A 24,843-nucleotide genomic window follows, 5' to 3' on the forward strand; every position below is an offset into this window, starting at 1 on the left:
CGCTAACACCCTAAGGAGGACAAATGTCCTCTCTCAATGATGCTGGCAGCCACTAACATCCGCTTATCCAATACGTTTTAGCAAAAGGAGCTCATATGGAGCTGTTCTCCCTATTCGATATCAATAATACACTGGTGACTATCCCGATTGGCGACGGTTACGCCATGAGCTGGATCGAAGCCATTGGTACGGTCTTTGGTTTGCTGTGCATTTGGTTTGCTAGTCAAGAAAAAACCATCAATTACCTGTTTGGTTTGATTAACGTGACACTATTTGCCGTGATCTTCTTTCAAATCCAACTTTACGGGTTGCTTTTGCTACAACTGTTTTTCTTCTGTGCCAATGTGTATGGCTGGTATGCGTGGACCCGACCGAATGCCGCAGGCGATTTGCTGGAAGTCCGTTGGCTCAGCCAGAAAAAAATGATGATCACAGGTGCCCTCTGCATCTGTGCGATTGCGCTTTTGACGGTTTATATTGATCCATTCTTCTACGCCTTGGCGAACATCGCAGTGGATGCTCTGAATCTCTTTGGGGCTGGGTTATCAGAGCCAGCTTTAGAGCCGGATGCGTTTCCGTTCTGGGATTCTACTATGACTGTGCTGTCGATTGTGGCGCAAATCCTTATGACCCGGAAATACGTGGAAAACTGGATTTTGTGGGTCGTGATCAACATCATCAGCGTAGGCATCTATGCCATGCAAGGGGTATATGCGATGTCACTTCAATACGCGATTCTTATGTTTATTGCCGCGAATGGTACGCGGGAATGGGCGCGCACGGCAAAGCGAAATCAAGCTCAACAGCCATCTGAAAAAACTGTTGATAAGGTGGTCGCATGAATAAACAGCCCCATCTGTGTGTCGACGAAAGCCAAGTGGCAGCACGCGTGATTGTCTGCGGTGAACCAAATCGAGCCAATCGTATTGCCAACTTGCTCGATAACGCCGAATTAATAGCGGAAAATCGCGAATACCGCATATTTAACGGTAACTACCAAGGGCATGCTATTACCGTGTGTAGCACGGGTATTGGTGCACCTTCGATGATCATCGCGGTGGAAGAGCTCAAGCAGTGCGGTGCGCAATACGTGATACGCGTTGGTTCGGCTGGAGCGATGCAGCCCAATATTGCTCTCGGTGAGGTGATAGTTGCCGAAGGGGCGGTGCGCGATGAAGGCGGGTCTAAAGCCTACATCAATGCATCCTATCCGGCGTATGCGAGTTTTTCGTTGCTAAAGGGGCTGGACGGTTATCTGCAAACGCAAGCGGTGCCATACCATATGGGTGTTGTGCGTTCTCACGATAGTTTCTATACCGATGACGAAGAAGCGCTATGCCAATACTGGAACCAGAAGGGTATCTTAGGTGCCGATATGGAAACATCGGCCTTGTTCACCGTCGGGCGTCTGCGCGGGTTACAGGTTGCTTCGGTTCTCAACAACGTGGTCCGATACCAACAAGATGTTAAAGAGGGGGTAAACCAGTACGTAAATGACGACGATGCGATGATGGCGGGTGAAAAGCGTGCATCCCTAGCGGCATTAGAAGCGCTGCTTGCGGTTTAGTAAAGGTAACCAATCACCCCTAAACTCAAAACGGTATCTTCGGATGCCGTTTTGTCGTTTAGGCTTGTGGTCAGCTCTCATTCTCATAGATAGATGAGTGACATCGCAAGGAAGGAAACGTAGTCTTCTCCACCAGTGCAACACAGAGGTACAAGATGAGAATCCGCCCTTACCCAACAGGTCGCTTTGCGGCTTATTTGACAGAGCAAAGCAAAGCGTTTCGCGAGCTGATCTACCGTTGCCAAGTGAGTAGCTACTATGTGGATGCAGGGACGGAAATTCTCCGTCAGGGGGAGAAACTGGAACAGCTTTTTGTGGTACCAGTGGGTCGTGTTTCCATGAATATTCTTGCTGCAAACGGCCGACGTTTTCAGCTAGGTGAAGCGAACTGTGATGACCATATTTTTGGTGAGATGGAGTTTTTTACCCAAACCCCTTGCCAGTGGACGGTGACCGCCGATGAACATTTGCAGGTGGATCTTATCTGTATTCACCGCTTGACTCAGGCTCTTGAGCAACACCCTGAAATGATGGTGTTTTTTGCATCAGCGTTGGCAGAAGACTATCAAGATTCAATGGAAATCTACACCAGCCGATTGTTGCATCCTATCGCTTACAATATCGCCTTTGACTTACTGCAACAAAAAGAGCGCCCAGTGATGTTGGGTGGGTTTGATAAAGTGAACCAAGAAGCGGAACGATTTGGTACCTCAAGCCGTGTTTATCGCCGCGCGGTAAAAGAGCTGATGGAGAAAGGCCTTGTTCGTAAAGGTGAGCATGGTTTAGAGATTGTTGATGAAGGGCAGATCAGGCGCTTTCTTGAGAGCAGTGAATAAGCGGTTTCTCTGCGAGTAAGTTTACAGACAGCTCTTTACTATCCCCACTATCCCCAGTGGTGTGCATTGCGGCCGATTCTTCGCTCATTTCAATATACATGAATATTTCTCATGTTCAGCATGAAGTAAAACCATTTCTTTTATTCTGATTTCACCAGTATAAAAATAGTTAGAGTGCAACCTGTAACGATATAAAAATAGAACGCTATCTCTTTGTTCGAAAAGAAAAGTGACGGTACAGGTTTAATATAAAATAAGTCCGCATCAGGAATTAGATTATTTATACTTTGGAATTGGAAAAATAACATGATTTTTAATATTAAAAGTATCGAATTTGATGAAAATTATCATCCAAAAGACAATACACGTATTACGACCAACTTTGCTAATTTAGCACGGGGACAGTACCGCAAAGAAAATCTGCGTAATGCATTAAAAATGATTGATAGCCGATTTAACGCATTAGCCCATTGGGATAACCCCAAAGGCGATCGCTATTCGGTTGAGTTAGACATTATTTCTGTTGATCTCGATATTGAAAGCACTGGTGACAGTTTTCCATCGATTGAAATTCTAAAAACCAATATTGTTGATCATAAAACCCAGCAACGCATTGAAGGTATTGTCGGAAATAATTTCTCCTCTTACGTGCGAGATTATGATTTTAGTGTGTTGTTATTGGATCATAACAAGCAACAGACGAAGTTTAGCATTCCAGAAAACTTTGGTGAGTTGCACGGCAAGCTCTTTAAGTGCTTTGTCCATTCCGATGCTTATAAAAACCGCTTTAAAAAGCGTCCGGTCATCTGCTTAAGTGTGTCGGACAATAAAACTTATCACCGTATCGAAAATCAACACCCGGTGTTGGGATATGAATATCAGCCCAATGAATCTTCGTTGACGGAGCAATATTTCAGAAAGATGGGCTTACAAGTGCGTTATTTTATGCCGCCGAATAGTGTTGCGCCGTTTGCTTTCTATTTCTTTGGTGATTTGCTCAACGATTACACCAATCTTGAGTTGATTAGCACTATCAGCACCATGGAAACATTTCAAAAAATCTACCGACCTGAAATTTATAATGCCAACGCGGTAGCCGGAAAAATCTATCAACCCAATTTGAAAAACACCGACCACTCATTAACTCAAATTGTTTATGACCGAGAAGAGCGCAGCCGATTAGCGATTGAACAAGGCAAATTTGCCCAAGAGTATTTTATCAAACCTTACCAAGCTCTCTTAGAGCAGTGGTCCGCGCAATACGCATAATCAATAACAAAATATAAGTGGCCTTTGATATGAAAACATTATTACCAACGTCAACAGCGGGCAGTTTGCCGAAACCTTCTTGGCTAGCAGAACCGGAAAAATTATGGTCTCCATGGAAACTGCAAGGAGAAGAACTCGCCAATGGCAAGCAGGATGCGCTGCGCATTGCATTGCAAGAGCAGCAACACGCTGGAATCGATATCGTTAGCGACGGCGAGCAAACTCGACAGCATTTTGTAACAACCTTCATTGAGCACCTGAGTGGCGTTGATTTTGCGAATCGCAAAACGGTGAGGATCCGCAATCGCTATGATGCCAGCGTACCGACAGTCGTCGGCCCTGTGGCACGCCTCAAACCAGTGTTTGTTGAAGATGCGAAGTTCTTACGCCAGCAAACCACCCAGCCGATTAAATGGGCTTTGCCTGGCCCGATGACCATGATCGATACGCTGTATGATGACCACTATCAAAGCCGGGAAAAACTGGCTTGGGAGTTTGCCAAAATCCTTAATCAAGAAGCGAAAGAGTTAGAAGCGGCAGGGGTGGACATTATCCAGTTTGATGAACCAGCATTTAATGTGTTTTTTGATGAGGTTAACGATTGGGGAATTGCCTGTTTAGAGCGGGCGATTGAAGGGCTGAAATGCGAAACGGCTGTGCATATTTGCTATGGCTATGGAATCAAAGCCAATACCGACTGGAAAAAGACGCTAGGTACAGAGTGGCGACAGTATGAAGCGGTTTTTCCTAAGTTGCAGAAATCGAACATCGACATCATTTCACTCGAATGCCACAACTCGCGCGTGCCGCTTGAATTGCTTGAACTGGTGCGCGGGAAAAAAGTGATGGTTGGCGCGATCGATGTGGCAACCGATACGATTGAAAGTGCTGAAGAGGTCGCGCAGACGCTACGTCAAGCATTACAGTTTGTCGATGCTGACAAACTGTACCCATGTACTAACTGCGGCATGGCACCTTTGTCTCGCGAGGTTGCCAGAGGCAAGCTCAATGCATTACGCGCCGGTGCTGACATTGTGCGACAAGAGCTACTGAAAGATCATCCTTGCTTGTAGTTGACAACAACATTTCCCACTCAAAAGCGGCTTTAAGCCGCTTTCACTACATAAATCGGTGACGGAACGCCTTTGGTGTGAGGCCCATGTTTTTGATAAACACCTTGCGGCATGCACTGGTGTCTTCGTAGCCGACTTGCCGAGCAATGACCTCAAACGCGAGTTGTGAGCTTTCCAGCAGATCGCACGCTTTTTGTATTCTCAGGCGCTGCAAATAGGGGGTTGGATTGTAACCTGTCGCCTTAAGAAACCGCCTTTGCATGGTTCGCTCGGTGAGGTGAAACTGCGCGGCGATGGCTTGAATGCTCAAAGGTTGGCCGTATTCCAGATTCATCATCTGCTGAATCGCCACGATAACCTGATCACCATGCAGGAGAGATGGAGTGAACTGCTGATAATAGCGCTGTTCTCTTAGCGCAGTGTCAACCACCAACTGTTTTCCAAGCTGGCGCATCACTGTCACGGAAGTGTATTTGGTCACGATCTCAAAACCGAGATCCAGCCAAGACATCATGCCACCAGCGGTTATTACATCACCATGGTCGATCAATATTTGTTTGATATCTAAAGGAATATCAGGGTATTTCAATTGGAAGAGATCCGACAGCCCCCAGTGCGTGGTCACCGTTCTGCCGGCCAAAATTTGGGTTGCTGCCAGCACGAAGGAGCCTGCACAAGCTGATGCTAGTATTGCTCCTTGGCGATGCTGTGCTTTGAGCCAATCAATCAGTGTTGTTTCCGGGTTGAGATAGAAATCACTTTGTGCGCTTGGTGGTAGCAGGACGACATTAAAACGACTTGGTTGCTGAGTGGCTCCATCCACAATGACAGGGAGAAACTCGACTTCAATCCCCGATTGGTCGCAAATTCGGTTAGCCATAACAAACAGCTCTTGCAAGCCATAAATGGCGGATTTTAAAGCGTGCGGATAGTGGCAGATGGCGATGGTAATTTGTTTCATTTTGCTATCAGAGAATTGTCGTTTCTAACCCTTTTTATGTCATTAAAGACACTGATGCAAGGGCGAAGAATCGACGACAATGTGTATCTCATTGCAATAACGCATCATTTGGAGACGCTAATGACCAAGAAAGCATTGCTTGTCATCGACCTACAGAATGACTATTTTCCTCACGGAAAGTACCCACTTTGGAACACTGAGCAGACGTTAAGTCAGGTGAAAACAGCGATAGCAAGGGCCAAAGCACTAAACATAGAGGTGATCCATGTTCAGCATATTGCTGACCCGGAGAAAGGGATCGCGCCGTTTTTTAATCAAGGTACGCAAGGAGTTGATATTCATGCTGAAATCCTCGCCGCCGCGCCAGAAGCAGCAGTGGTAATTAAACGCTTTGCAGACAGTTTCGAACAAACGAATTTAGATGAACTACTACAAAAGCAAGGTATTAGCGAGCTTTTGCTTTGCGGAATGATGACGCAAAACTGCGTCACCCACACTGCTATATCGAAAGCGGCGGAGAAATACAACGTTGCCATTATGGTGGATTGTTGCACCACAGTGGACGAGATGATCCACAACATCGCGCTCAACGCGATTGCGCTGCGCGTACCACTGGTGACGATGGAGCAAGTGTTGTCTGCATAATTGCTGCTCAAAGTCGTCTGTTGCTGCATTTTGTTATCAGATGAGCATTAACCTGTGACCATTTAAAAAGCGAGTAGCCACTCGCTTTTTACTTTACAGCTGCTTCTTTAAACAAAAGCCAACTATTAGTTTCTCCGCATCGACGTTGTTAGCACACTCAGGAAAATCAATCCGCCACCGATAAATTGCAGCGCGGTGAGAGATTCTTGCAACCACACTATGGCGAAGAGAGCGCCAAACAGCGGTTCACTCCCCATTAAAAGGGCGACGCGAGTGGGAGAAGTTCTGCGCACCGCGTAGTTTTGTACAAAAAAGGCAAACAGCGTACAAAACAGCACTAGATAGCCGAGGGTGAGCCAGAATTCTAATTCGCTCGGCAGCGTTATTGCCGAAGCTGGCAGATAAATAATGGTTGTAATCATGGCACAACTTGCAACGACAAAGGATTGTAATGCGGTAAGTGTGGTGGTGGTGATCTGCTTGCCTTCGGTGAAGCGTTTGGTGCTGGTTACCATCAAGGCGCGCAGAAAAGCCGCGGCGAGGATCAAGTAGTCACCGGTGTTTAACGCGAGGTTAAGCTCTCTATTACTGGTTAGCAACAGCACCCCCACAACACTACACAAGGTCAACCCGAGCAGAACCGAACTAATGCGCTTTCTGTTGATGGCGAGTTCGGCAAAGGCGGTCATAATGACGCTCAAACTGATCAAAAAGGCCGCGTTAGAGGCTGAGGTTTGTGATACGCCAAGGACTTCACAAAGAAAAATGGCCGCAAGAATGAGTCCTGTTGGCAAGGCGGTCAGCCAATCTTGATTTAGTCCGCGGCGGGAATCTCGTACTGCGAAGGGGAGTAAACAGAGAAAAGTCACTGAGAAGCGAATCGCGATAAACTGCAGTACGCTAGTAAAAACAAGTGCACTTTTGGTCAACCCATAACTGGTGCCCCAAAACAGCGCGACCAGCAGTAGCAGGCCTTCGGTAAGAGGAAGTTTGGTCGATGGTCTAGACAGTGAACTCGTGGTACTGGTCATGGTTTTCTCCTGATAGATTGACCTGTTCAGTATCTATAAGTAACTTATGTGAAACAATACATCGCTGATGCAAAGGATAATTGCGTAATGGACACAAATAGATTGATCCCGTTGTTGTCTGAATTGGCTGTCTTTACCTGTGTGGTTGAAGCGGGCGGTTTTTCTGCGGCGGCGCAAAAACTGGGTGTGGCCCCTTCGTCGATTAGTCGTTCGGTGACACGTTTGGAAAACGCATTGCAAGAGAAGTTACTTGAGCGTACCACGCGGCAAATGCGTTTGACGACCAGTGGTCAGCAGGTCTACCTACTCAGTAGCGATATGATGATTGCCGCTAAACTGGCAGTGTCAGCGGCGCACAGCGAGAAAGAGCAAGTTTCAGGCATGTTGCGTGTTGCCGCGCCGAAGGCTCTGTCGCGCCAAGTTCTAGCCCCTGTGCTGTTGGACTTTATCGAAGATTATCCCCAAGTGTCATTGCAGTTGAAAGTCGCCGATCACTATATCGACCCGATAGGCGATGAGGTGGACGTGATCATCCAAATCACTGACAAACCCACCGAAGGGTTAGTGGCTCGTAGCTTAGGTCGCTGCCGCTTGGTGCTGTGTGCAAGCCCAGAGTATTTGCAGCAGCAAGGCACGCCGAATCATCCAGATGATTTAGTGGGCCACAACTGTTTGTGTTTGGGAGAAAACCCGCGGGATAGGGTGTGGGATTTTTATCAAGCAGAACAAAAAGTGTCGGTGAATGTACGAGGATCACTGACGGTGAATCACAGTGAAATTCGCCGTGAAGCGGTGCTGAGAGGATTTGGCATTTCGCTGTTTCCTGAGTTTGCGATTCGTCCTTATATTGAGTCGGGAGCATTGACCGAGTTACTCAGTGACTGGCACCTTGGCGGCAATTACCAAGGGCAGATTTTGGCGCAATACGCGCAGTCTAAATATGTTCCTCAGCAGATAAAAATTTTTGTTGAATACTTACAGAGCCGAATATCATAAAAATTATATATGTAAGGTGAATTCAGTTCCTATCAATTTAATATTTATACTATTGGAATTAATTTATCTTTAATGTCATTTTTTTCTTGGTTTATATAACCATTACCTTTTAAAATGCGGTGTTTTTATATTTTTTATATTTTTTATATTTTTTATATTTTTTTATGATTTATTAATGTTAAATTAACTTTGTAAAACAATACGTGTTCATTTTTTTATTTTAATTTTTAATTAAAAAACCTAATTAATGATAAATTTCTCATGTTTATTATTTTAATTATGGTGGAATTGATGTTTAAGGCACTATTAGCTACATGTTTTTTATTGCTAGGATCCATTAATAGCTCTCACGCAAAAGTTATCATTGGTGTTTCGGGTGGTATGGGAGTTTCCGGAGGAGAGGAATCTGCCCCGGATAGCGGAGATAAAAGTCGTGGTGGCTTACTGTATGGTATGGGCTTGCTCATAGGGCAGAGTTTTTACCAAGAACAGTTAAGATTATACTATGGGTACGATACTTTTTCAGGAGTAACATCAGCGTGGTCAGGCTCTAAATCGAGTGGTATTGACGCATTTGAAATGCAAACACACAACATTCATGCCGATTATTATTTTAGAGCTCCAGTCAGTTCTTTTACAAGTCTGATGACTATCTCCCTTGGTGAGCCATTTGTTGGTGTCAATGTAGGTTATGGAAAGAGTGAAACTGAATTTAAATTTGGTGATGCAAGTGACGTAGTTAAATTAGATGGTGGAATGTTTGGTTTTAAAGTAGGTAGTGCTTTCATTCTTGGTTCGGCTCATTTACAAGCTGGTTTTAGATACAATTGGCTTATTAATCATAAGATAGAAAGTGAATTTGGTAGTTTGAAGTGGAATGGAATAGGACAAGCATTTGCCAATATTACTCTTAATTTTTAGTACATTATATTTGGTTATTACTTTTGGTTTTTGAAAATATATAATAAGTACGGAAATGTAATATGATATCGCGAAAAATATTTATAGTGTTTTCCTTTTTTCAGTTTGTTAGCTTCGGAGTCTCTTCGACCACTCTGGAGCAATGCACCGAACTTTTACCTGAAGGCCAAGAGTATAGAGTAGAGATAATTCTTGATGTTGATAGAATTTCTAGTCAAACGATTGTTTCAGGAGATTTTTCTGTGACTGGTGGGACAGACGATTCCCAAAAATTTGATATCAGTGAATTTGTTGAGTGTGCAGCCCCTTTAATTAAAAGTCTCAAGAGTGCACTTGAGTATTAGATTTGACAAAAACCTCTGCTAGCGCAGAGGTTTTGATACAAAGAGAGAAATTATGCGTCGGCGCGTTTTAAATGCACTTCTTCTTCTTTCTCACCCGCTTTGGGATCGGCAAAACGTTCGATATCCAGCGCACCTTCCGATTTCGCGACAATCACTGACACACACGCATCACCGGTGATGTTGACAGCGGTGCGGATCATATCCAGTAGACGGTCGACACCCATGATCAGCGCGATACCTTCCAGTGGTAGACCCACTTGGTTGAGTACCATCGCCAGCATGACCAGACCAACACCCGGAACACCAGCGGTACCGATAGATGCCAATGTTGCAGTGAGAATCACCATCACATAGTCACCCATACTAAGGTCGATGTTGAATGCTTGAGCGATAAACGCGGTCGCCACACCTTGCATGATGGCTGTTCCATCCATGTTGACGGTTGCGCCCAACGGAACCGTAAACGAGGCGATTTTGTTGTCTACGCCTAGGCGGTTTTTAACCGTTTCCATCGTCGCTGGAATGGTCGCGTTAGACGAGGCGGTTGAAAAGGCAAACATGATGGCATCTTCCATTTTCTTCAAGAAAGTCAATGGACTCAGGCCAGTGAAGCCTTTGAGCATCAAGCTGTAAGTGACCAAACCGTGGATGAGCAGTGTCGCCGTCAACACTAGGAAGTATTCACCTAGGTTAATGATTGCGCCCAAACCTAGGCCAGTAAACAGTTTCGCCATCAAGAAGAACACGCCGTAAGGGGCTAGGTTCATCAGTAGCGCAACCAACTTCATGATCACTTCGTTAAGATCAGAGAAGATCGCCGCAATGCGCTCACCCGGTTTACCGGCTGCACTGATGGCAATACCAAACAACAGGGCGAAGACGATCACTTGAAGCGTTTTGCCTTCGGCCATCGCACTGATTGGGTTGGTCGGGAACATATCGATGATCACTTGACCCAATGACGGTGCCTCTGCCGATTTGAACGAGCTTGCTGCGGTGAGATCTGCACCTGCTCCAGGTTGGAATACCGTGCCCATGGTCAGAGCGAGCGTGATAGCAACGGCGGTGGTGGTGATGTAAAACGCCAGGGTTTTACCACCCATACGACCTAGGGTCGAGATATCTTTGAGTGAGCTGGTACCACAAACAAGCGAAACAAAAATCAGTGGTACAACAAGCATTTTTAAGCTGGCAATAAAGATTTTACCGCCGACTTCAAAAAGTCCATTTACGATGTATGCGTCAACAAATCCATTGTCAGCAAATAGCGCGCGAATCGCGAATCCTGTCAAGATACCCGCAACCATGCCAAGAATTACACGGCCGGTTAGCGACATCGGTTTCTTGGTATTCATATGAACACTCCTTATAGTTATGCACCTTGAGTTCAGTTCAAGGGGAGCAGCAGGGTAGCAGTATCCACTAAAAATAAAAAAGTAAATTGATGAATTGGATTAATGGATGTGATCTATATCACCTGAATTTTTGGAATATTCACAAGGTTATAACAAAGTAAGCTAGAATATTTATCTGTTGAATTAGGTTGTTTATCTTTTTTATCGATAGATAAACAAACCTGTTCATTCTTACCAGATGATAATCGCTATGCATATGCCTCTTGATTTTGCATAAACAAGCGCAAGTTATGCAGTGGTTACTCTTCTCCAACCTGTGGCGATACTTGCTGAGGGTGCGCACGCTCGTCGTGCTGATACGCAAACTTCGTGAGTTGAGCTAATTGTTCATGCTGCCAAACGGGCAGGGAAGCGAGCGAGTCTGGTAAACCTGCAAAGGCGGTTTCGTTGTCACTGGCCACAAGTTGCAATGAGACCCAGTCGTTGATTCGACTGCCATCATCGAAATATTCATCAAGGGATAAACGATGCGTTGCGCCAGGGTAGTTGGGCTGCAAGGTATAGCTAAACTGATAGTCGCGTTTTAGCAGTAACCACTTGTCAGGCAGGCGGCGTGAGCTGTCCCACCAAATGCCATCGAGGGCTTCGATTTTTTGCTTAGTGACCGATTTGTTCTCGGCTTTGAGCTCTGTTAATGCGGCTTGCAGCGCACTATCAAGTTGGGTTGAGAAATCTTTTCTATTGATTGTTGGATCCGCCAGCAAGATCGCTTTTGCCAGTTTGGCGCCCAGCATGTTGGAATAGAGATCTTCAGGTGAGTAAGCCGAGGCCAACTCGTCAAACCCGCCCACCGATACTAATCCAAACCACTGTGCGATCTCATGCCATTGCGCCAATTGAAAAGCGACCAACGCTGCGGCTTGCGCACTGCGTCTGGCTTGTTCGCTGGCAGACAACTCGCTGTTTTGAGCCTGCCAAATAATTTGCCGCGTACGCAGCTCTTGAGTCAGGTCGATCTGACTGGTTTGACCCAAGCGCGCTCGATTTTGTTGGTAAAGAAAGAAGGTGAAATCCGCGGTGTCACGCACGTGCGCGGTGTCGATAAATCCGCCTTCTTGGGTGAAAATGAGGCCATTTTGTTCATCACCGAAACCGAGAAGATTGCCGGAGACGGATTGTGAACCATCGTTATAGTGATGCTGGCCGATTTGGTCTGCATCCACCACATTGTCAACGGAGAAAAAAGGCACTGGGATGCCACCCAGTTGTGCTTTTAAATCGTAACCAAAAGCGCAACAAGGGCGCACACCGACGGGTGGTTCGGTTTCTGCAAATGCGCTGTGAACTAAGCCCGCCAGAAGTAAAAGGATAGCTTTGTTAAATTTCATCATGATTCTCTAAAACGCTTCATTGACCTGAAAATAAAAGCCGCTACTTTCCTTACCCAAGCCCATATCAATACGGACGTTAATGCGGGCTTTGAAAGCGAAACGGTAGCCGACACCGACTGTCGGCAGCCAAGATTGTTCTTCCAAACTTCGGTACGTTGGTGCGATAGCGCCTGTTCCCAACCACGCGACCATGCCATGTCTCGCATTGAAACTGTGGCGCAGCTCAACTTGGGTAGACAGTTGGTTTTTGTCGCGATACTGCCCTTGGTAATAGCCACGCATACGTTGATCATCTCCCAACAGGGCTTGGTCGTACCAAGGCACATCACCGCTAAACGATTGGCTATACAGCTCCATCGCGACAATGGTTTGCGCTGAAACGCGGATGTAATGTCGCACGTTCACCAGCCATTGTTGATAATCGTTGTTGCTACCATACTGCTGCCGGTAATCACTCCACTCTACATTCCAGTAACTGCCTTGTTGTGGGTTGGGTTCGAAGTCACGGCTATCGTACTCGATACCCAGTAACAGGCCGCTGCTGTTACCATTTTCTAGTTCATTTGACACGCGTGTGTCATCTTTGCTTTTGACGCTTTGATAAGATTGCCAATGCCAGCCTCCCTTGAGATAGAGATCGGGCAACACTTCCAGCGCTATTTTGGGATTGAGCTGCAGCCGCTTGGCGTCATACTGAGTTTTATTCTGTTCCTCCTCAGCCGCTTGCTTTCCGCTACCCCAGTAGTAACCGGGAGTGTGGCTGATCCACCCGTCCAGCAGCAGGCGCACAGAATCGCCAGCCAAATAGGTACGATTATCCACCCCTAATCCGTAGGAACCGGATGTTGAGGCATAAGAGGTAACGGTGACGGTCGAATAAGGGTCCGAGGTTTGCCAACCCGTGGGTGTGTAGAGCCCAACGGCGGCGATACCAATGCCCAGCCCTTGTTCCGGATTGACGAAAGGCCCGGGCAACACCCCCCAATCGATCAGCTTAGTGTGATCAACCGTCTCACTGGCGCCGAGTTTATCCAATAGGTTATCAAGCCAGCGGTTTTCACTCTCTGCTAACGCCCCAAAACTGGTGAGGCAGAGCAACGAGAGCCAAGCGAATTGATTCACGGCTTAAAACCTCCGATCGATAGAGAAAAACAGACTTTGGCGTTCCCCAAAACCGAACTCACCCAGTAAGTACCAGCTTTCGTTAATTTGGTACTGCATGCCAACAATGGGGTTCCACGGTGTTTGTAGATGCTGTTGCACTTCAAAACGAGCATCGGATGGCAGCTTAGAAGTCAAAGATGAGGGTAAACCTAGATCCGACAAAGAGCCTTTTAAGGTCTGTTCCACATCTTGATACATAGCGCCTGCCCACAAACGCAGTGGCACATCGTGACGATTAAAGTCGTAGCCGATACGAGGTGACACCACAATGGCGTCAATGGTGCCGTCGACAACGGTCAAACGGCTTTGTGTGAAGCTCGCGTCCACCAACGCAAACCAGTTTTCATAGCCGCCGACCAGTACAAAACCAAGTCCCGTCGTATAACCATCAAGATCTAAGCGAAAGTCTTGAATTTTATGACTGATGAATGGGCGATTGGGATTGAAGCCAGCCGTTAACGTAACATCGGTTGTTGAATAGCCATCGAGTTTGCCGACTAAGCCATAGAGGTTTAAAAAGGGAAACAGCCAAACATCAGCACGTAGAGTCAGCACTTCGGTGTATTGGCGTCCGGGTTCTGCCTCCAAACCGATATCGAGATAGTTGAAGTTCAATCCTTGCAGAACGATGGAATCGACATTGATGCCTTGTTCCATCGTCATGTAACTCAAGTTAAAGCCGATCGGTTTTGGCAAGGTGTAACCAAGCGCTTCTGCGTCTTCTTTCCAGATAGGCAGAGAAATGGAGTCTGCGACAGCCGGTAAGGCATAGCTCGCTGATAATAAAGAGATCAGAAAGGCTTTTTTCATTTATTGGACATCGTCGATTGAGCAGAACGGGCTAAGCCAGTTACGCCATTGTTGTACATCACCTGCTGTCAGGTGCCAGTCAATGGTGTGTCATCCGTTGATCGCCATTTTTCTGTGATCATACACGGATTTTTAAGTAAGTAAACTTGAAAGTATACTTTTGCTATTTTTGTTCTATACTAGGTAGCAACTAAAGAGGGTGTGTATGAAAGTCACTGAACAAAAGCGGTTAGCGCTTATTGAGGCTGCTAAAGACGAGTTTACGGCGTACGGTTTTAACGCGGCAAATATGGATCGCGTGTGCGAAAAAGCCGCTACATCGAAGAGAACGCTTTATCGACATTTTGAGAGTAAAGAGCTGCTGTTTACAGCAGCCATCAACTCGATGGTTGAGCAACAAACTTCGCGCCTGTCGTTTGTTTATCAATCTGACGTTGATTTAGAGAGCCAGTTAAAAACCTATCTCACTAGCAAAATGGCAGGGCTGTATCGTGATATTGGCTTGCCAGTGGTGCGTATGATCGTGGGTGAATTCATTCGAGAGCCCGAGCTGGCACAGCGATACCTAGCCTTGATGGGAGGTAAAGATCTTGAACTGAAACGTTGGTTAGACGTCGCCATCGAAGAAGGAAGGCTTTGTCATGGTGATAGCCAAACCATGTTGACTACCTTGTTAAATCTGTTCCACGGTCAATTTCTATGGCCGCAATTGGTGGCAAACCTTGCGCAACCCAACGAGCAAGATCAACAGGCGCACATCAATGAAATGGTGCGTATCTTTCTTTGTGCGTATGGCTGTTAACTCGAAGGGCTATTCATCCTCGAAGAACAGACGCTGTTAGGATAAACGGTAAAAGCAGAGCGAAACTAGACTCTGCTTTTGTCACGTTGTCGATGTTTGATAATCGCTATTTAGTCGCCAAGCCTTTGCTGTGTAGGTAGGGCAAGATGTGTGGGCGAGATTCCCCGGCCAGCTTACCTGTGACTTGTTCAGACCAACTGGCCTGTTTTTGGTTTGATGAACGCTTGCCATAGTAGTCGAGCATGGTTTGATCGTATTGCGCCACTTTATTGAGATCGAGCGGCTGATAGTGGTTCTCGTGGAGAATCACCTCCGCGGGCAACCTTGGTTTGAGCTCAGGGGCTTGGTCCGGATGCCCTAAGCACATACCAAACAAGACGGCACTAAATGGAGGCAGTTCGAGAAGCGCATCCACCTCTGCGGCTTTGTTTCTCAGCCCACCGATGTAAACGCCACCTAATCCCATCGACTCTGCGGCCAATAAGCAGTTTTGCGCCATGATGCCGGCATCCACCGCGCCAATCAATGTCAGCTCGGTAAAGCCCGCTTGTACTTCTGAGTTGAGGGTGGCGTGGCGTTGATAATCAATGCAAAACACGAGGAATTCGGCAGCCGTTTCGACATAGTGTTGTGGCCCCGCGAACTCGGCAAGCTGCTGACGTTTGGCTGGATCGGTAATGCGAATGATTGAGACCACTTGTAGCAAACTGGAAGAAGAGGCGGCTAGTCCCGATTGAATGATGGTGTCGAGTTGTTCTGGCGTTATCGCTTGGTCGGTAAATTTTCGAATAGAACGGTGGGAAAGCAGAGTGTCAATAACAGCGTTCATAGCTCAATCCTTAGCAGAAAATGTGAACAGACTTTATCCGCTCTGCATCAAAATGTCGAACTCTCAATGATTAGTCATATTAATCGTAATGACAAATTATCCGATTCGCCAATTGTTAACAGAGGACTAGACTTGCGTTTTCTTTTTCCCAGTTCTCAATTGCCATGCCGTGTGAATTTTTCCATCAGAAGCGCTGCACTTCCTGCACTTACATCGAGATGCCTTATCTGGCTCAAATCGAAATGAAAGATGCCCATTTGCGCCAGCTTTTTCCTCAGGTGTCGACTTCGGCGTGGCTTGCGCCCGAGCAAAGCCAACCCACCCAATGCCGCAACAAAGCGAAAATGGTTGCTTTGGGCGCTGCACATCAGCCGATTTTGGGTATCGAGAGCGTGCAAGATGGCTCGCCGGTGTCTCTCACCACTTGTCCACTTTATCAGGACGTAATGCGTGAGCTGTTGAGCTATTTGCAGAACTGGATCCGTATCGCCGGTATTCCGCCTTACAACAAAGTAAAGAAAAAAGGCGAACTGAAGTTTATTTTGCTCACGCAAAGCCAAAAACGTGGCGAGTTCATGTTGCGTTTCGTGCTGCGTAGCGAAAATGCGCTGCCACGCATTCGAGACAACTTGCCTCGCTTACAGCAAGACTTTCCGGCGATTCGCGTGGTTACCGCCAACATCCAACCGATCCACATGGCTCGCTTGGAAGGGGAGCAAGAGATCTTTCTCACTGATGCGCAATATTTGTTGGAAGAATTTAACGGTGTGCCAATGGTGGTGAGACCAAAAAGCTTTTTCCAAACCAATCCGCATGTGGCGGCCCGGCTTTACGCCACTGCGCGCGATTGGGTAGCCGAGCTCAAACCACGCCAAATGTGGGATCTCTTCTGCGGCGTTGGTGGCTTTGCGCTTCACTGCGCACCGCACGCAGAGCAAGTGATTGGCATTGAAATTGAAGAGGAAGCGATCAATAGCGCGAAGCTTTCGGCTCAACAACTCGGCATTGATAATTTGAGTTTCTCTGCGTTGGATTCGGCGGCGTATTCTCAAGCACAAACGCAAGCCGCGGATCTTATTTTGGTTAACCCTCCACGCCGCGGCTTGGGCCAAGCGCTGACTGCACAGTTGGAGCAACTTGCGCCGCACTATTTGATTTACTCCAGCTGCAACCCAGTGACGATGCAGCAAGACCTAGCGCATCTGCCTAGCTACCGAGTCGAGCGTGCTCAGTGGTTTGATATGTTCCCGCATACTGATCACGCTGAAGTGATGATGCTGTTGGTGCGCCAATAAGCGCTTAGTCTTAGCTGATTTCAGCTGACTTAAGTTGCGTTGCTCGTGGTGCATCACCGGTAATGGTAACGCGGTGCAAGCGACGTGGCTGGTCGCCATCATCGGTCACTGCAAAGTGATGAGGTGCAAGTTGATGGCACCGAGCTGAACGTCTTCAACTAAGGCGCCAAACGATGCCGCTACAGGGGGTATTTTCATGGCTTCTCGCTCAATTTTGTTCACTGGCTTTAGGAAGTCAACATCAGACCGTCTTTGGCTCCATTTTCACTCATAGTCCTCATTTTTGGCAGTCAATATCGCGACAAACGTGCGTCAGATCATTGCTTCGCTTTCAAGCACTTTGTTTGAGTATTTGTTCAACTAATATCTGAGGTGAAACTATCAAGGTGTTCACTTGCAGTATGGCCAGACAGACAGCAACCGTGCGGGGCAAATGATGAAATCAGATTTTTCGACCTTACTCGATTTTAATCACGTTAATATTTCACCCATTGAGCTTGAAGAGATCGTCTTACGCGAACTGGCCCAGGCTGGTATTGAGAATGTGGTGTTCATGATTTTGGACCCTTATCAGGTGCCACGGTTGCAGTTTGATTTCGGATTTTCGAGCCAACAGTTGGACATTTATCAGCAAAATCAGCATCACGATTCATTCTTACAGTATTACCTGCGTAAGGAATTGATTGGCCAGTATCTTTATATGCAAGAGATGCTGCCAGTGAAACAGATCTGCAACCCCGTCTTTCGTGAAGTGCTGATCCCAACCATGAAACTTCATCATTCCTATTGCGGTTTGTTTCGACTGGTTGAGCACCACTACTTGATGTTGAGTTGTCATAGTTTCAGCGCATTACAGTCGAAGCAGCGTGATCATCTCAAGAGGTTGTGGCAGTTTTTGATCTCATGGGGCAACTGCTGGATCGCTCAGCAAACCATGGTAAAACGACTTGTTCAGCTCAGCCCTATTCGTTCGATCGTGCATAATGGTGATGTACTCACGGATGCCGAATTGGAAGTGCTGGAATTTCTGGTTCAAGGGATGGACGGCAGCGAAATTGCCCGCCATCGCTCTGTATCGAAAGAGACGGTTCGTACTCAGATTAAACGGATTTTGCACAAGACAGGGTGCCGTCATCAAAATCAACTGATCTCGCGCTATTACCGCATCGGTTCTTATTCTTTCGTTGTATAGATAAATCCTTATTATTAATTATATTGATGCAAATCAAACCCCGCTCAATTGTTCGTTCTGTGTCACCCACATGGGTGATGAAGTGACTGAGTTCCCTTTTTAAGCTGCGTATAACCGTTGCGTAACTGCGCAACATTGCGATGTGAGAAGAAAATAAAAAGGAATTCGGAGGGAATCATGAGAGCCAATAAAATCGTCATTGCACTAAGCGTGGCGGGGATGATCAGTTTGGTTGGATGTGGTAGTGACTCATCAGACAGCAGCACACCTACGGTACCTGAAACCTATAGTGTCACTGCTATTGATGGCTATCTTCACAATGCTAAAGTGTGGCTGGACACCACCCCTAACTGGGTTCACGATGAAGGTGAGCCCATCGCCTACTCAAATCAACAGGGCGTCGCGCAATTGGACGTCAGCAACGTTGCTAATTACCAACGTTTTCCCGTTATCGTGCAAGCGATAGCCGGTGAAACCATCGATACAGAAGGCGGAAATGTAGAGCCCATCACCGCGGGATACACCATGTCTGCCCCCGCTGGTGAAGCGGCCATCACGCCACTTTCTACCCTTGTTCATGTTGATATGGTGAATCGCCTGCAAGGCGAAACGGACCCCATACTCATCGCCGCTCAGCAGCAACAATCGGTTGAGCGCATTGCCAAGCAGTTAGGTTTAACGGGTGAACAAGTGTTGGGTGACTTCCTGGATGAAGAGCATCAACAAGCGGCATTTGCGGCGCGCAGCTTGGTGACAGCAGGCGTCGTGCTAGCTGAAACCCCAGAGCAATATCAAACCACGATGGATGACCCAGATGCTAGCCAAAAAATGGCGCATACTGCGGAACAGGTCAACAAGGACATTAAGCAGAGCATCGAAGATACGTCTGCAGAAGATCTGGCCGATAAGAAGCCTGAGTTTAATTATGATGCCGACAACGACGGCAACATGGACGATGATGGTGATGGTGTTCCTGATTTGTTTGATGAATACCCAGACGATGCTACCGAATATCGCAATTTTGACGGTGATGAGCTGGGAGATAACGCCGACCCTGACGATGACAACGATGGGGTGAAGGATGTCGATGACCTCTTCCCGAACGACAACACGCAAGCGGGTGACCCAGACAAGGATGGCTTTGATAGCTTGGTGGATCAATATCCAACCGATCCGAAATTGGCGGGGGATCATGACCAAGATGGTTATGACAGTGTGGTGGATGAGTTCCCGAACGACAACACGCAAGCGGGCGACCACGATAACGATGGTGTGGATAGCCTCGTGGATGCCTATCCCGACAATGCGGACAAATCAACCCAAGACCAAAGCACAGAGCTAAGCTATCGTTGGCCAACGGTGACCCACCTCGGTAAAGAAGCCAGAGTGCTTGACGTGACCTATCACACAAGCGTCGAAACCTTTAACAGTGGCTTGGTCACCACCGAAGTTGAAAGGACTTTCCGTACCGTAGAGGGGGATTTACTGGGCGAAGAACATAGTATTGAACAGACGCAAAAAGATGGCAGCTTTAGCCGCATTAGCGAATGGCGATATGATTTCAACTTAGACGGCGAGATTTTGTTTGTTGGCCAGTCTTTGGATATCGGGAAGAAAACCGCGCAGGGTGAGCAGTATTGGAAATACATTGATGAAGCGGATGCCGCTTTGGAAGGGGCTGACAATGGCGGAGGACGCACGTTCGATGGCGTGAATTTTACCAGCCGACAACATCCACAAACGTTACTGGGTATCGACACCATTCAATATGTGACCGTCACTCAGGGAACGGATGGTGAACTGGCTAGCGTGACGACGCAGTTGGATCAATTTGCCGTCAATGGCTTCAAGATCGATGATGACGCGACCCACGTGAAAGATTATGCCTACCGTGGCGTAGAAAAACGTCGCGAACAGATCCCTGTTTGGCTGGAAGAACACCGGGATTGGCAAGCTAATGGCTCGACAAACCAATACCGCCTTTTCGTTGCTGACAGCGAAAACACCTATCGCTTAACGGAGCATCAGCCTATTTGGTCGAGCCCGACAGACAACAGCTACGAAGAGTATGCTGACTATAACTACAACAACCAAAAATGGGAAAATCGCACCGCGTATTGGGTGGAAAGAACCACTGAGTTGTTGGCAGACAGCAGTACGAAAGTGTCTGGCTCGCGCTACTTGCTTGCCGATTCGGATGCCATAAAACGCACGTCGTCAGAGAAGCCCGATGGTGAGAAATTCAGTGAGTTCTCACTTCATGAGCGCACAATATCTGCCACGGAGAAACGCGCTTACGAAACTTGGCATCATATTGCACTGGAAGGGTACGATTTTACCGCGTCCGCGAATGTCTTTGGTCATCAATACACGGTGTTCAATTTGTATGACGACATCTGGATGGGTTACAGCTATACCCAGTGGTTTGATCGCAATATCGACTTGATCGCTGAAGTGGATAGCTTGCTAGAGCAAGGCGTGCCGGTTGACCAAATTACGTCAGAGATGATTCCGAATTTGAATCTCTATGCCAAACCTGCGTTTACACCATCATTCCGTTACCACGACAATGGTGATCCGCGCGTGTGGTATTTGGTCACCGATGATCCTTTCTATGACGCATCGGGTTATGTCATGCAAGCGATCACCTTTACTCCAGGTGGATTGGCCAATGCGTTTGATGTGTTCGATGTGGTGAACGGTATTTATTTACTGAAAGGCAAAGTTGAACAGCCACAACAGTGGCAGGAGATCATTCCTCGAGCGATCTTTATGCAGAATGCACAAGCGGACAGTAGCGGCATTTCGTTTATGACTGAACGAGGCGATGAGTACTTTGCTAGCCGTGAAAAAGCGCAGCAGCGTTTGAAAGTGCTGCAAGCACAGCAATCACTCTGCACATATGGTGACACGGGTTGGGATGAACAAAATAATCGCCCAGCGGGTTCACCGACTGAAGCGGATTTCTATCAAGCCTTAGAGACGTGTTTGTACCTACCGCTGACCCCAGAGCAGTTAGTGACAATGCAATGGCACTACTATGATGCCGAAGACCGCGTGCATGAAAGTTACCTCTTCTATGAAGAGGGGGCAGGGGTGATGCTTGAAAACGGCAATTATCTCAAGGATCTCACCTGGACAATCAATGAAAAAGGGATCGTGACTATTCGGTTCCCACTGGATGACGATGTGGATATGTTTGCTCTCACTGGCGAGCATAAAACGGGCTACTACCTCAAAGGGTACTTCCAATGGAACAAAGTGGTTACGGAAGAAGAAAGTGAGAGACTTTCCGAAATCGTCGCTGTCGACTACATGAAATATGCGCCACAGCTCGATCCCGCGGTGAGCTGTGATACGGGCAATACCCCTTGGGATGAGCCCAATGATAAACCCGTTTACTACGAAAGCTTTGAAGCTTATCAAGCCGCAGTGGCGCAATGTAAATCACAAATGGGGGACGGAAGCGTACTGACTGCCGAACTCATGGCTGGCACCGATAGCGGCAAAAGCGCTTATTGGGCGGTGGGCTATTACGAGTACATCGATCAGCAACGTGTGTTTACCGCCGACGAATGGCTTTACTTTAATCCGCAGGGCACTGGGGCGTTTGTCGATGCTGAAGATGGAGAGTTTCCGTTTAACTGGGCGATAGAAAATGGTCAGTTGAGGATTGACGTCACACACGCTGATTATGTCGGTTCCTACGAAATCAGCGAACTGATCAATTCAGACGCCACCGATCTGTCCTTAAAAAGCTTTTGGCACAGTACGGAGTGGAGCGATGTGAACGCGGGAGAAGGCGAAATCCTCGATCAAGTTTATCGTTTTGATGGTTTCCGCTAACTCTTTGTGTTTAGACGATAATCACTAAGAGCGTCGAATGGGCTGTTTCTTCAGCCCATTTTTTATTGTCTCTCTGGCTCAATACATCGCGCCATGAAAACTGGATTTTGGTTGTAATACCTCCTTTGCTTATAACACCTTCGCATTATCACTTCTTATATTGACATATCTATAATTAACCCAGTGCGGTAGAAAGGAGAAAGCGATGAAGGTTGTTGTTGAGTTCCTCGAGTCAGGACGCTTTAGAGATAACTTTTGGGATGGAGAATTCAGAGTTGAGAGAGGCGAACACCGTGCAGTGAGTCCTTCTCTTGCGGCTCAGTTGATCCACAACAGACAAGCATCCTTGTATCGATTTGACGATTCGGACCATGCTGCCGACATCAACCCGGCAGATGGAGCGCCGATGAAATAGGGAAAATAAGCCAAACTGTGAGCGACCGATTTAGGTCGCTTTTCTTTTGCAAGACAATAAAAAATGGGCACTTTCGTGCCCAGCAAAAAGTATCCTGTAGAGATTATTGGCTCGCTTGCTCGTTGGCCACTTTCATCTCGTTGAGATCATTGTGGTAACCATAACCGAAGACCAGACCGTGTTGATTCACATCCAGCGTCACCGTGGTGGCGGATTCGCTATAAAAAGCGTCTACCACCTCTTGAGGCAGTTCTTCGCCGCTCATTTGCATACCGAGATCAATCAGCTCTAAAAAGCGAGGTGAATCCATGAAAAATTTCACTAAGCCATTGGCATTAAGTGCTTGCGGCATAATCTCACCACTGGCCGAGGTCGCTTTTTCACCGGAATACAGCGTGAAGTGTTTATCGTTAAGACGTGCAAACAGCGGATTCTCTAACCCTGTTTGATCTTGCAGCAGTTCACTGAGGTCCACAGGTTGATCGTTGGCAGGAATGTCAACGCCTGCAAGCTCAGGGATAAACATTTGCGCGCTTTGAAGTAGCATCTTCGGATCGCTGGCCGACATACTGAGAATGAAATCCAGTTTATCGAGCGTCGGGCCATATTCACCTTCAAAGTTTGGCTTGAAGTCGTATAGACTAAAGCTCACCCCTTTTAGGCCATTGACCATGCCTGACGCCATGCTCATCATCGCTGCTGGATTTTGTGTACCGAGCCCGTTTTGGAATTTACTCAGTAGTTCACAAGAGTATGTTGGTGTGCGTAGATCTTGCCAGATCTCTCCCACAGCAGGAGCCAGTTTCGCCATTTCCAGACCAAAACCTAAACTGAAGATGCTGGCATCTTCGGTTTTGAGGCTCGGTAAGAAACCACGAATGGTGTTCAATGCATTCAAAATGGTCTTGTTGTTGCTCTCGACGATCACGTCGCCATTTAGAACTGCTTTTCCTTCTTGGTACTTAAACTGACCCGTCGCGACGGTACGTGGCCAGTTGCTGCCGATCGTGGCGAGCTCTTGCTGACATGCAGGCGTTTGTAGCAAGGAAAATATTTCTTCATCTTGAGGCTGTTTGATGACATTCAGTTGCTTAGCGATGCGATTGCCCTCTTTTGTGGTCAACCCTTTGATCAACGCTTGATGGTCAAAGTACGCGTAGCTGTTGTTCTCTTTGCCATATTTGGCCTGAAGTGCACTGAGTATCTCCGTGTCAGCTAAGGAGCGCATTGGTTTCTCTTGACCCAGTGCCATTTTCAGCGGGCTTTCGTTGCCCAGTTCAGGACTATCGAGCGTAATGGTCAGCACCTTGCCTTCAGTGGCGATAATCAAATCGAGACCGATGCCAAACTCTTGTTTGTCAGCAACGGTATATCGACGAAAATCGACGTTCCCCAATTTTTCTGCTTTGTGTGTCGCGCCTGTTTCCTGCTCTTTTTGGTCGATGGTGTGCCAAAATGCCGTTGGATCTTGCAGCGTGAGCTTGTACACAGGGATTAAACCTATGGTGTAAAATAAGGGGTTAATTTTCTCTGCTGTGCCAAGGTACTTTTTAAGCGCTTCAGGGGAAGAGGCGCTTTGCGCATAACCATCAAATAAAGCAATGAGAAAATGTTGCTCTGGGGTGAGGTCGCCATCAAACTCATCGGCCAGTTGCTGTTGACCGAAGCTGGCCGATTTTAGATAAGCATAGTGGTCAAACGCTTCGGTTTGCATCGAAACAATGGCCGATTCTGCTGGAACTAAAGAGAGTAAATCATTGGTTTCTTGGGTCAGAACGCCGCTTTGGTAAACATAAGCGCCAATCGCTGCAGCCGATACCGCTGAAGCAAGTAATAGTTTTTTCACAGCCAACTCCGTTGTTTATAGAAGCTTCTTCCACTGATGTTGTGTGATTCGAAAAGAAGAAGACAAAGTAGTAAAAAGTGCACATCATGCCGCATGTTATGCGACAAAGCTAAGCCGCACTATGCTAAAGAATGACGCCTGTATCATATATAAATAGCTTTCTTTATCAATCAGTTATTTATAAAGATTTGTTATGTGTTTCAATTTTGCAGCGAATTTTATTGGGTACGAAATCAGGTAAAATTGAAGCGCAGA

At 47.0% G+C, this 24,843-nt stretch carries 22 protein-coding genes; 14 read left to right on the forward strand and 8 right to left on the reverse strand.

Going from position 1 to position 24,843, the window contains the following annotated elements; genetic code table 11:
- The first annotated feature begins 95 nt into the window (after positions 1 to 95).
- The 5 genes from pnuC (at position 96) to EWA64_RS17395 (ending at position 4,745) form a co-directional block, all read left to right on the forward strand.
- Positions 96 to 842, forward strand: coding sequence for a nicotinamide riboside transporter PnuC (pnuC, locus tag EWA64_RS17375; protein ID WP_061893266.1), 747 nt, complete (start codon positions 96 to 98; stop codon positions 840 to 842).
- Positions 839 to 1,567 (forward strand): nucleoside phosphorylase, encoded by a 729-nt coding sequence (locus tag EWA64_RS17380; protein ID WP_061893267.1) that lies wholly within the window; start codon positions 839 to 841, stop codon positions 1,565 to 1,567. Before pnuC ends, EWA64_RS17380 begins: the two co-directional genes overlap by 4 nt.
- Before the next feature lie 155 nt (positions 1,568 to 1,722).
- Positions 1,723 to 2,403, forward strand: a complete 681-nt coding sequence (locus EWA64_RS17385) for a Crp/Fnr family transcriptional regulator (RefSeq protein ID WP_061893268.1) — start codon at positions 1,723 to 1,725, stop codon at positions 2,401 to 2,403.
- A 306-nt stretch (positions 2,404 to 2,709) separates the two neighbouring features.
- The gene (locus EWA64_RS17390) at positions 2,710 to 3,672 is read left to right on the forward strand and encodes a DUF1852 domain-containing protein (RefSeq protein ID WP_061893269.1); all 963 of its coding nucleotides are present in this window, start codon (positions 2,710 to 2,712) and stop codon (positions 3,670 to 3,672) included.
- A gap of 29 nt (positions 3,673 to 3,701) precedes the next feature.
- The gene (locus EWA64_RS17395) at positions 3,702 to 4,745 is read left to right on the forward strand and encodes a methionine synthase (protein ID WP_061893270.1); all 1,044 of its coding nucleotides are present in this window, start codon (positions 3,702 to 3,704) and stop codon (positions 4,743 to 4,745) included.
- 46 nt (positions 4,746 to 4,791) lie between these two features.
- Here EWA64_RS17395 and EWA64_RS17400 read toward each other — a convergent pair whose 3' ends face one another.
- Positions 4,792 to 5,706, reverse strand: a complete 915-nt coding sequence (locus EWA64_RS17400; RefSeq protein WP_061893271.1) for a GlxA family transcriptional regulator — start codon at positions 5,704 to 5,706, stop codon at positions 4,792 to 4,794.
- Positions 5,707 to 5,826: 120 nt separating this feature from the next.
- Here EWA64_RS17400 and EWA64_RS17405 point away from each other — a divergent pair, with 120 nt between their 5' ends.
- On the forward strand, positions 5,827 to 6,351 hold the full coding sequence (locus tag EWA64_RS17405; RefSeq protein ID WP_061893272.1) for a cysteine hydrolase family protein: 525 nt from the start codon (positions 5,827 to 5,829) through the stop codon (positions 6,349 to 6,351).
- 125 nt (positions 6,352 to 6,476) lie between these two features.
- On the opposite strand, the gene EWA64_RS17410 is transcribed toward EWA64_RS17405, so the two are convergent.
- A complete protein-coding gene (locus tag EWA64_RS17410; protein ID WP_061893273.1) occupies positions 6,477 to 7,382 on the reverse strand; it encodes a DMT family transporter in 906 nt (301 codons plus the stop codon).
- Positions 7,383 to 7,469: 87 nt separating this feature from the next.
- Between EWA64_RS17410 and EWA64_RS17415 the strand changes: the two genes are divergently transcribed.
- The 3 genes from EWA64_RS17415 to EWA64_RS17425 all read left to right on the forward strand — a co-directional run bounded on the left by EWA64_RS17415 (position 7,470) and on the right by EWA64_RS17425 (position 9,643).
- The gene (locus EWA64_RS17415; RefSeq protein ID WP_061893274.1) at positions 7,470 to 8,378 is read left to right on the forward strand and encodes a LysR family transcriptional regulator; all 909 of its coding nucleotides are present in this window, start codon (positions 7,470 to 7,472) and stop codon (positions 8,376 to 8,378) included.
- A 261-nt stretch (positions 8,379 to 8,639) separates the two neighbouring features.
- Positions 8,640 to 9,299, forward strand: coding sequence for a hypothetical protein (locus tag EWA64_RS17420; RefSeq protein ID WP_061893275.1), 660 nt, complete (start codon positions 8,640 to 8,642; stop codon positions 9,297 to 9,299).
- A 62-nt stretch (positions 9,300 to 9,361) separates the two neighbouring features.
- The gene (locus EWA64_RS17425) at positions 9,362 to 9,643 is read left to right on the forward strand and encodes a hypothetical protein (RefSeq protein WP_061893276.1); all 282 of its coding nucleotides are present in this window, start codon (positions 9,362 to 9,364) and stop codon (positions 9,641 to 9,643) included.
- A gap of 50 nt (positions 9,644 to 9,693) precedes the next feature.
- Here EWA64_RS17425 and EWA64_RS17430 read toward each other — a convergent pair whose 3' ends face one another.
- From EWA64_RS17430 to EWA64_RS17445, 4 genes are all read right to left on the reverse strand, one after another.
- Positions 9,694 to 10,998 (reverse strand): dicarboxylate/amino acid:cation symporter, encoded by a 1,305-nt coding sequence (locus tag EWA64_RS17430; protein ID WP_061893277.1) that lies wholly within the window; start codon positions 10,996 to 10,998, stop codon positions 9,694 to 9,696.
- Between the two features lie 299 nt (positions 10,999 to 11,297).
- The gene (locus EWA64_RS17435; protein ID WP_425315128.1) at positions 11,298 to 12,386 is read right to left on the reverse strand and encodes a DUF4056 domain-containing protein; all 1,089 of its coding nucleotides are present in this window, start codon (positions 12,384 to 12,386) and stop codon (positions 11,298 to 11,300) included.
- 9 nt (positions 12,387 to 12,395) lie between these two features.
- Positions 12,396 to 13,511, reverse strand: coding sequence for a BamA/TamA family outer membrane protein (locus tag EWA64_RS17440; RefSeq protein WP_061893279.1), 1,116 nt, complete (start codon positions 13,509 to 13,511; stop codon positions 12,396 to 12,398).
- A gap of 3 nt (positions 13,512 to 13,514) precedes the next feature.
- Positions 13,515 to 14,363: a hypothetical protein gene (locus EWA64_RS17445; RefSeq protein ID WP_061893280.1), complete on the reverse strand. Its 849-nt coding sequence runs from the start codon at positions 14,361 to 14,363 to the stop codon at positions 13,515 to 13,517.
- 205 nt (positions 14,364 to 14,568) lie between these two features.
- Between EWA64_RS17445 and EWA64_RS17450 the strand changes: the two genes are divergently transcribed.
- Positions 14,569 to 15,165 (forward strand): TetR/AcrR family transcriptional regulator, encoded by a 597-nt coding sequence (locus tag EWA64_RS17450; RefSeq protein WP_061893281.1) that lies wholly within the window; start codon positions 14,569 to 14,571, stop codon positions 15,163 to 15,165.
- Positions 15,166 to 15,271: 106 nt separating this feature from the next.
- Here EWA64_RS17450 and nfsA read toward each other — a convergent pair whose 3' ends face one another.
- Entirely contained in the window at positions 15,272 to 15,994 is a 723-nt protein-coding gene (nfsA, locus tag EWA64_RS17455; RefSeq protein WP_061893282.1) for an oxygen-insensitive NADPH nitroreductase, read from the reverse strand.
- Positions 15,995 to 16,158: 164 nt separating this feature from the next.
- On the opposite strand from nfsA, the gene rlmC reads away from it, so the two are divergent.
- From rlmC to EWA64_RS17475, 4 genes are all read left to right on the forward strand, one after another.
- Complete coding sequence (rlmC, locus tag EWA64_RS17460; RefSeq protein ID WP_061893283.1) at positions 16,159 to 17,289, forward strand: 23S rRNA (uracil(747)-C(5))-methyltransferase RlmC; 1,131 nt, start codon at positions 16,159 to 16,161, stop codon at positions 17,287 to 17,289.
- Positions 17,290 to 17,683: 394 nt separating this feature from the next.
- Complete coding sequence (locus EWA64_RS17465; RefSeq protein WP_244881406.1) at positions 17,684 to 18,481, forward strand: helix-turn-helix transcriptional regulator; 798 nt, start codon at positions 17,684 to 17,686, stop codon at positions 18,479 to 18,481.
- A gap of 177 nt (positions 18,482 to 18,658) precedes the next feature.
- Positions 18,659 to 22,327 (forward strand): hypothetical protein, encoded by a 3,669-nt coding sequence (locus EWA64_RS17470; protein WP_061893284.1) that lies wholly within the window; start codon positions 18,659 to 18,661, stop codon positions 22,325 to 22,327.
- Between the two features lie 205 nt (positions 22,328 to 22,532).
- A complete protein-coding gene (locus EWA64_RS17475) occupies positions 22,533 to 22,742 on the forward strand; it encodes a hypothetical protein (RefSeq protein WP_039427058.1) in 210 nt (69 codons plus the stop codon).
- A gap of 103 nt (positions 22,743 to 22,845) precedes the next feature.
- On the opposite strand, the gene EWA64_RS17480 is transcribed toward EWA64_RS17475, so the two are convergent.
- Entirely contained in the window at positions 22,846 to 24,588 is a 1,743-nt protein-coding gene (locus tag EWA64_RS17480) for a hypothetical protein (protein WP_061893285.1), read from the reverse strand.
- Positions 24,589 to 24,843 lie beyond the last annotated feature (255 nt).

The organism is Vibrio cidicii (assembly GCF_009665415.1).
In the GTDB taxonomy this organism is placed as follows: domain Bacteria; phylum Pseudomonadota; class Gammaproteobacteria; order Enterobacterales; family Vibrionaceae; genus Vibrio; species Vibrio cidicii.

Coding starts and splice junctions, on each gene's coding strand:
- pnuC (WP_061893266.1), top strand. CDS start 96: ATGGAGCTGTTCTCCCTATTCGATATCAATAATACACTGGTGACTATC.
- EWA64_RS17380 (WP_061893267.1), top strand. CDS start 839: ATGAATAAACAGCCCCATCTGTGTGTCGACGAAAGCCAAGTGGCAGCA.
- EWA64_RS17385 (WP_061893268.1), top strand. CDS start 1,723: ATGAGAATCCGCCCTTACCCAACAGGTCGCTTTGCGGCTTATTTGACA.
- EWA64_RS17390 (WP_061893269.1), top strand. CDS start 2,710: ATGATTTTTAATATTAAAAGTATCGAATTTGATGAAAATTATCATCCA.
- EWA64_RS17395 (WP_061893270.1), top strand. CDS start 3,702: ATGAAAACATTATTACCAACGTCAACAGCGGGCAGTTTGCCGAAACCT.
- EWA64_RS17400 (WP_061893271.1), bottom strand. CDS start 5,706: ATGAAACAAATTACCATCGCCATCTGCCACTATCCGCACGCTTTAAAA.
- EWA64_RS17405 (WP_061893272.1), top strand. CDS start 5,827: ATGACCAAGAAAGCATTGCTTGTCATCGACCTACAGAATGACTATTTT.
- EWA64_RS17410 (WP_061893273.1), bottom strand. CDS start 7,382: ATGACCAGTACCACGAGTTCACTGTCTAGACCATCGACCAAACTTCCT.
- EWA64_RS17415 (WP_061893274.1), top strand. CDS start 7,470: ATGGACACAAATAGATTGATCCCGTTGTTGTCTGAATTGGCTGTCTTT.
- EWA64_RS17420 (WP_061893275.1), top strand. CDS start 8,640: ATGTTTATTATTTTAATTATGGTGGAATTGATGTTTAAGGCACTATTA.
- EWA64_RS17425 (WP_061893276.1), top strand. CDS start 9,362: ATGATATCGCGAAAAATATTTATAGTGTTTTCCTTTTTTCAGTTTGTT.
- EWA64_RS17430 (WP_061893277.1), bottom strand. CDS start 10,998: ATGAATACCAAGAAACCGATGTCGCTAACCGGCCGTGTAATTCTTGGC.
- EWA64_RS17435 (WP_425315128.1), bottom strand. CDS start 12,386: ATGAAATTTAACAAAGCTATCCTTTTACTTCTGGCGGGCTTAGTTCAC.
- EWA64_RS17445 (WP_061893280.1), bottom strand. CDS start 14,363: ATGAAAAAAGCCTTTCTGATCTCTTTATTATCAGCGAGCTATGCCTTA.
- EWA64_RS17450 (WP_061893281.1), top strand. CDS start 14,569: ATGAAAGTCACTGAACAAAAGCGGTTAGCGCTTATTGAGGCTGCTAAA.
- nfsA (WP_061893282.1), bottom strand. CDS start 15,994: ATGAACGCTGTTATTGACACTCTGCTTTCCCACCGTTCTATTCGAAAA.
- rlmC (WP_061893283.1), top strand. CDS start 16,159: ATGCCGTGTGAATTTTTCCATCAGAAGCGCTGCACTTCCTGCACTTAC.
- EWA64_RS17470 (WP_061893284.1), top strand. CDS start 18,659: ATGAGAGCCAATAAAATCGTCATTGCACTAAGCGTGGCGGGGATGATC.
- EWA64_RS17475 (WP_039427058.1), top strand. CDS start 22,533: ATGAAGGTTGTTGTTGAGTTCCTCGAGTCAGGACGCTTTAGAGATAAC.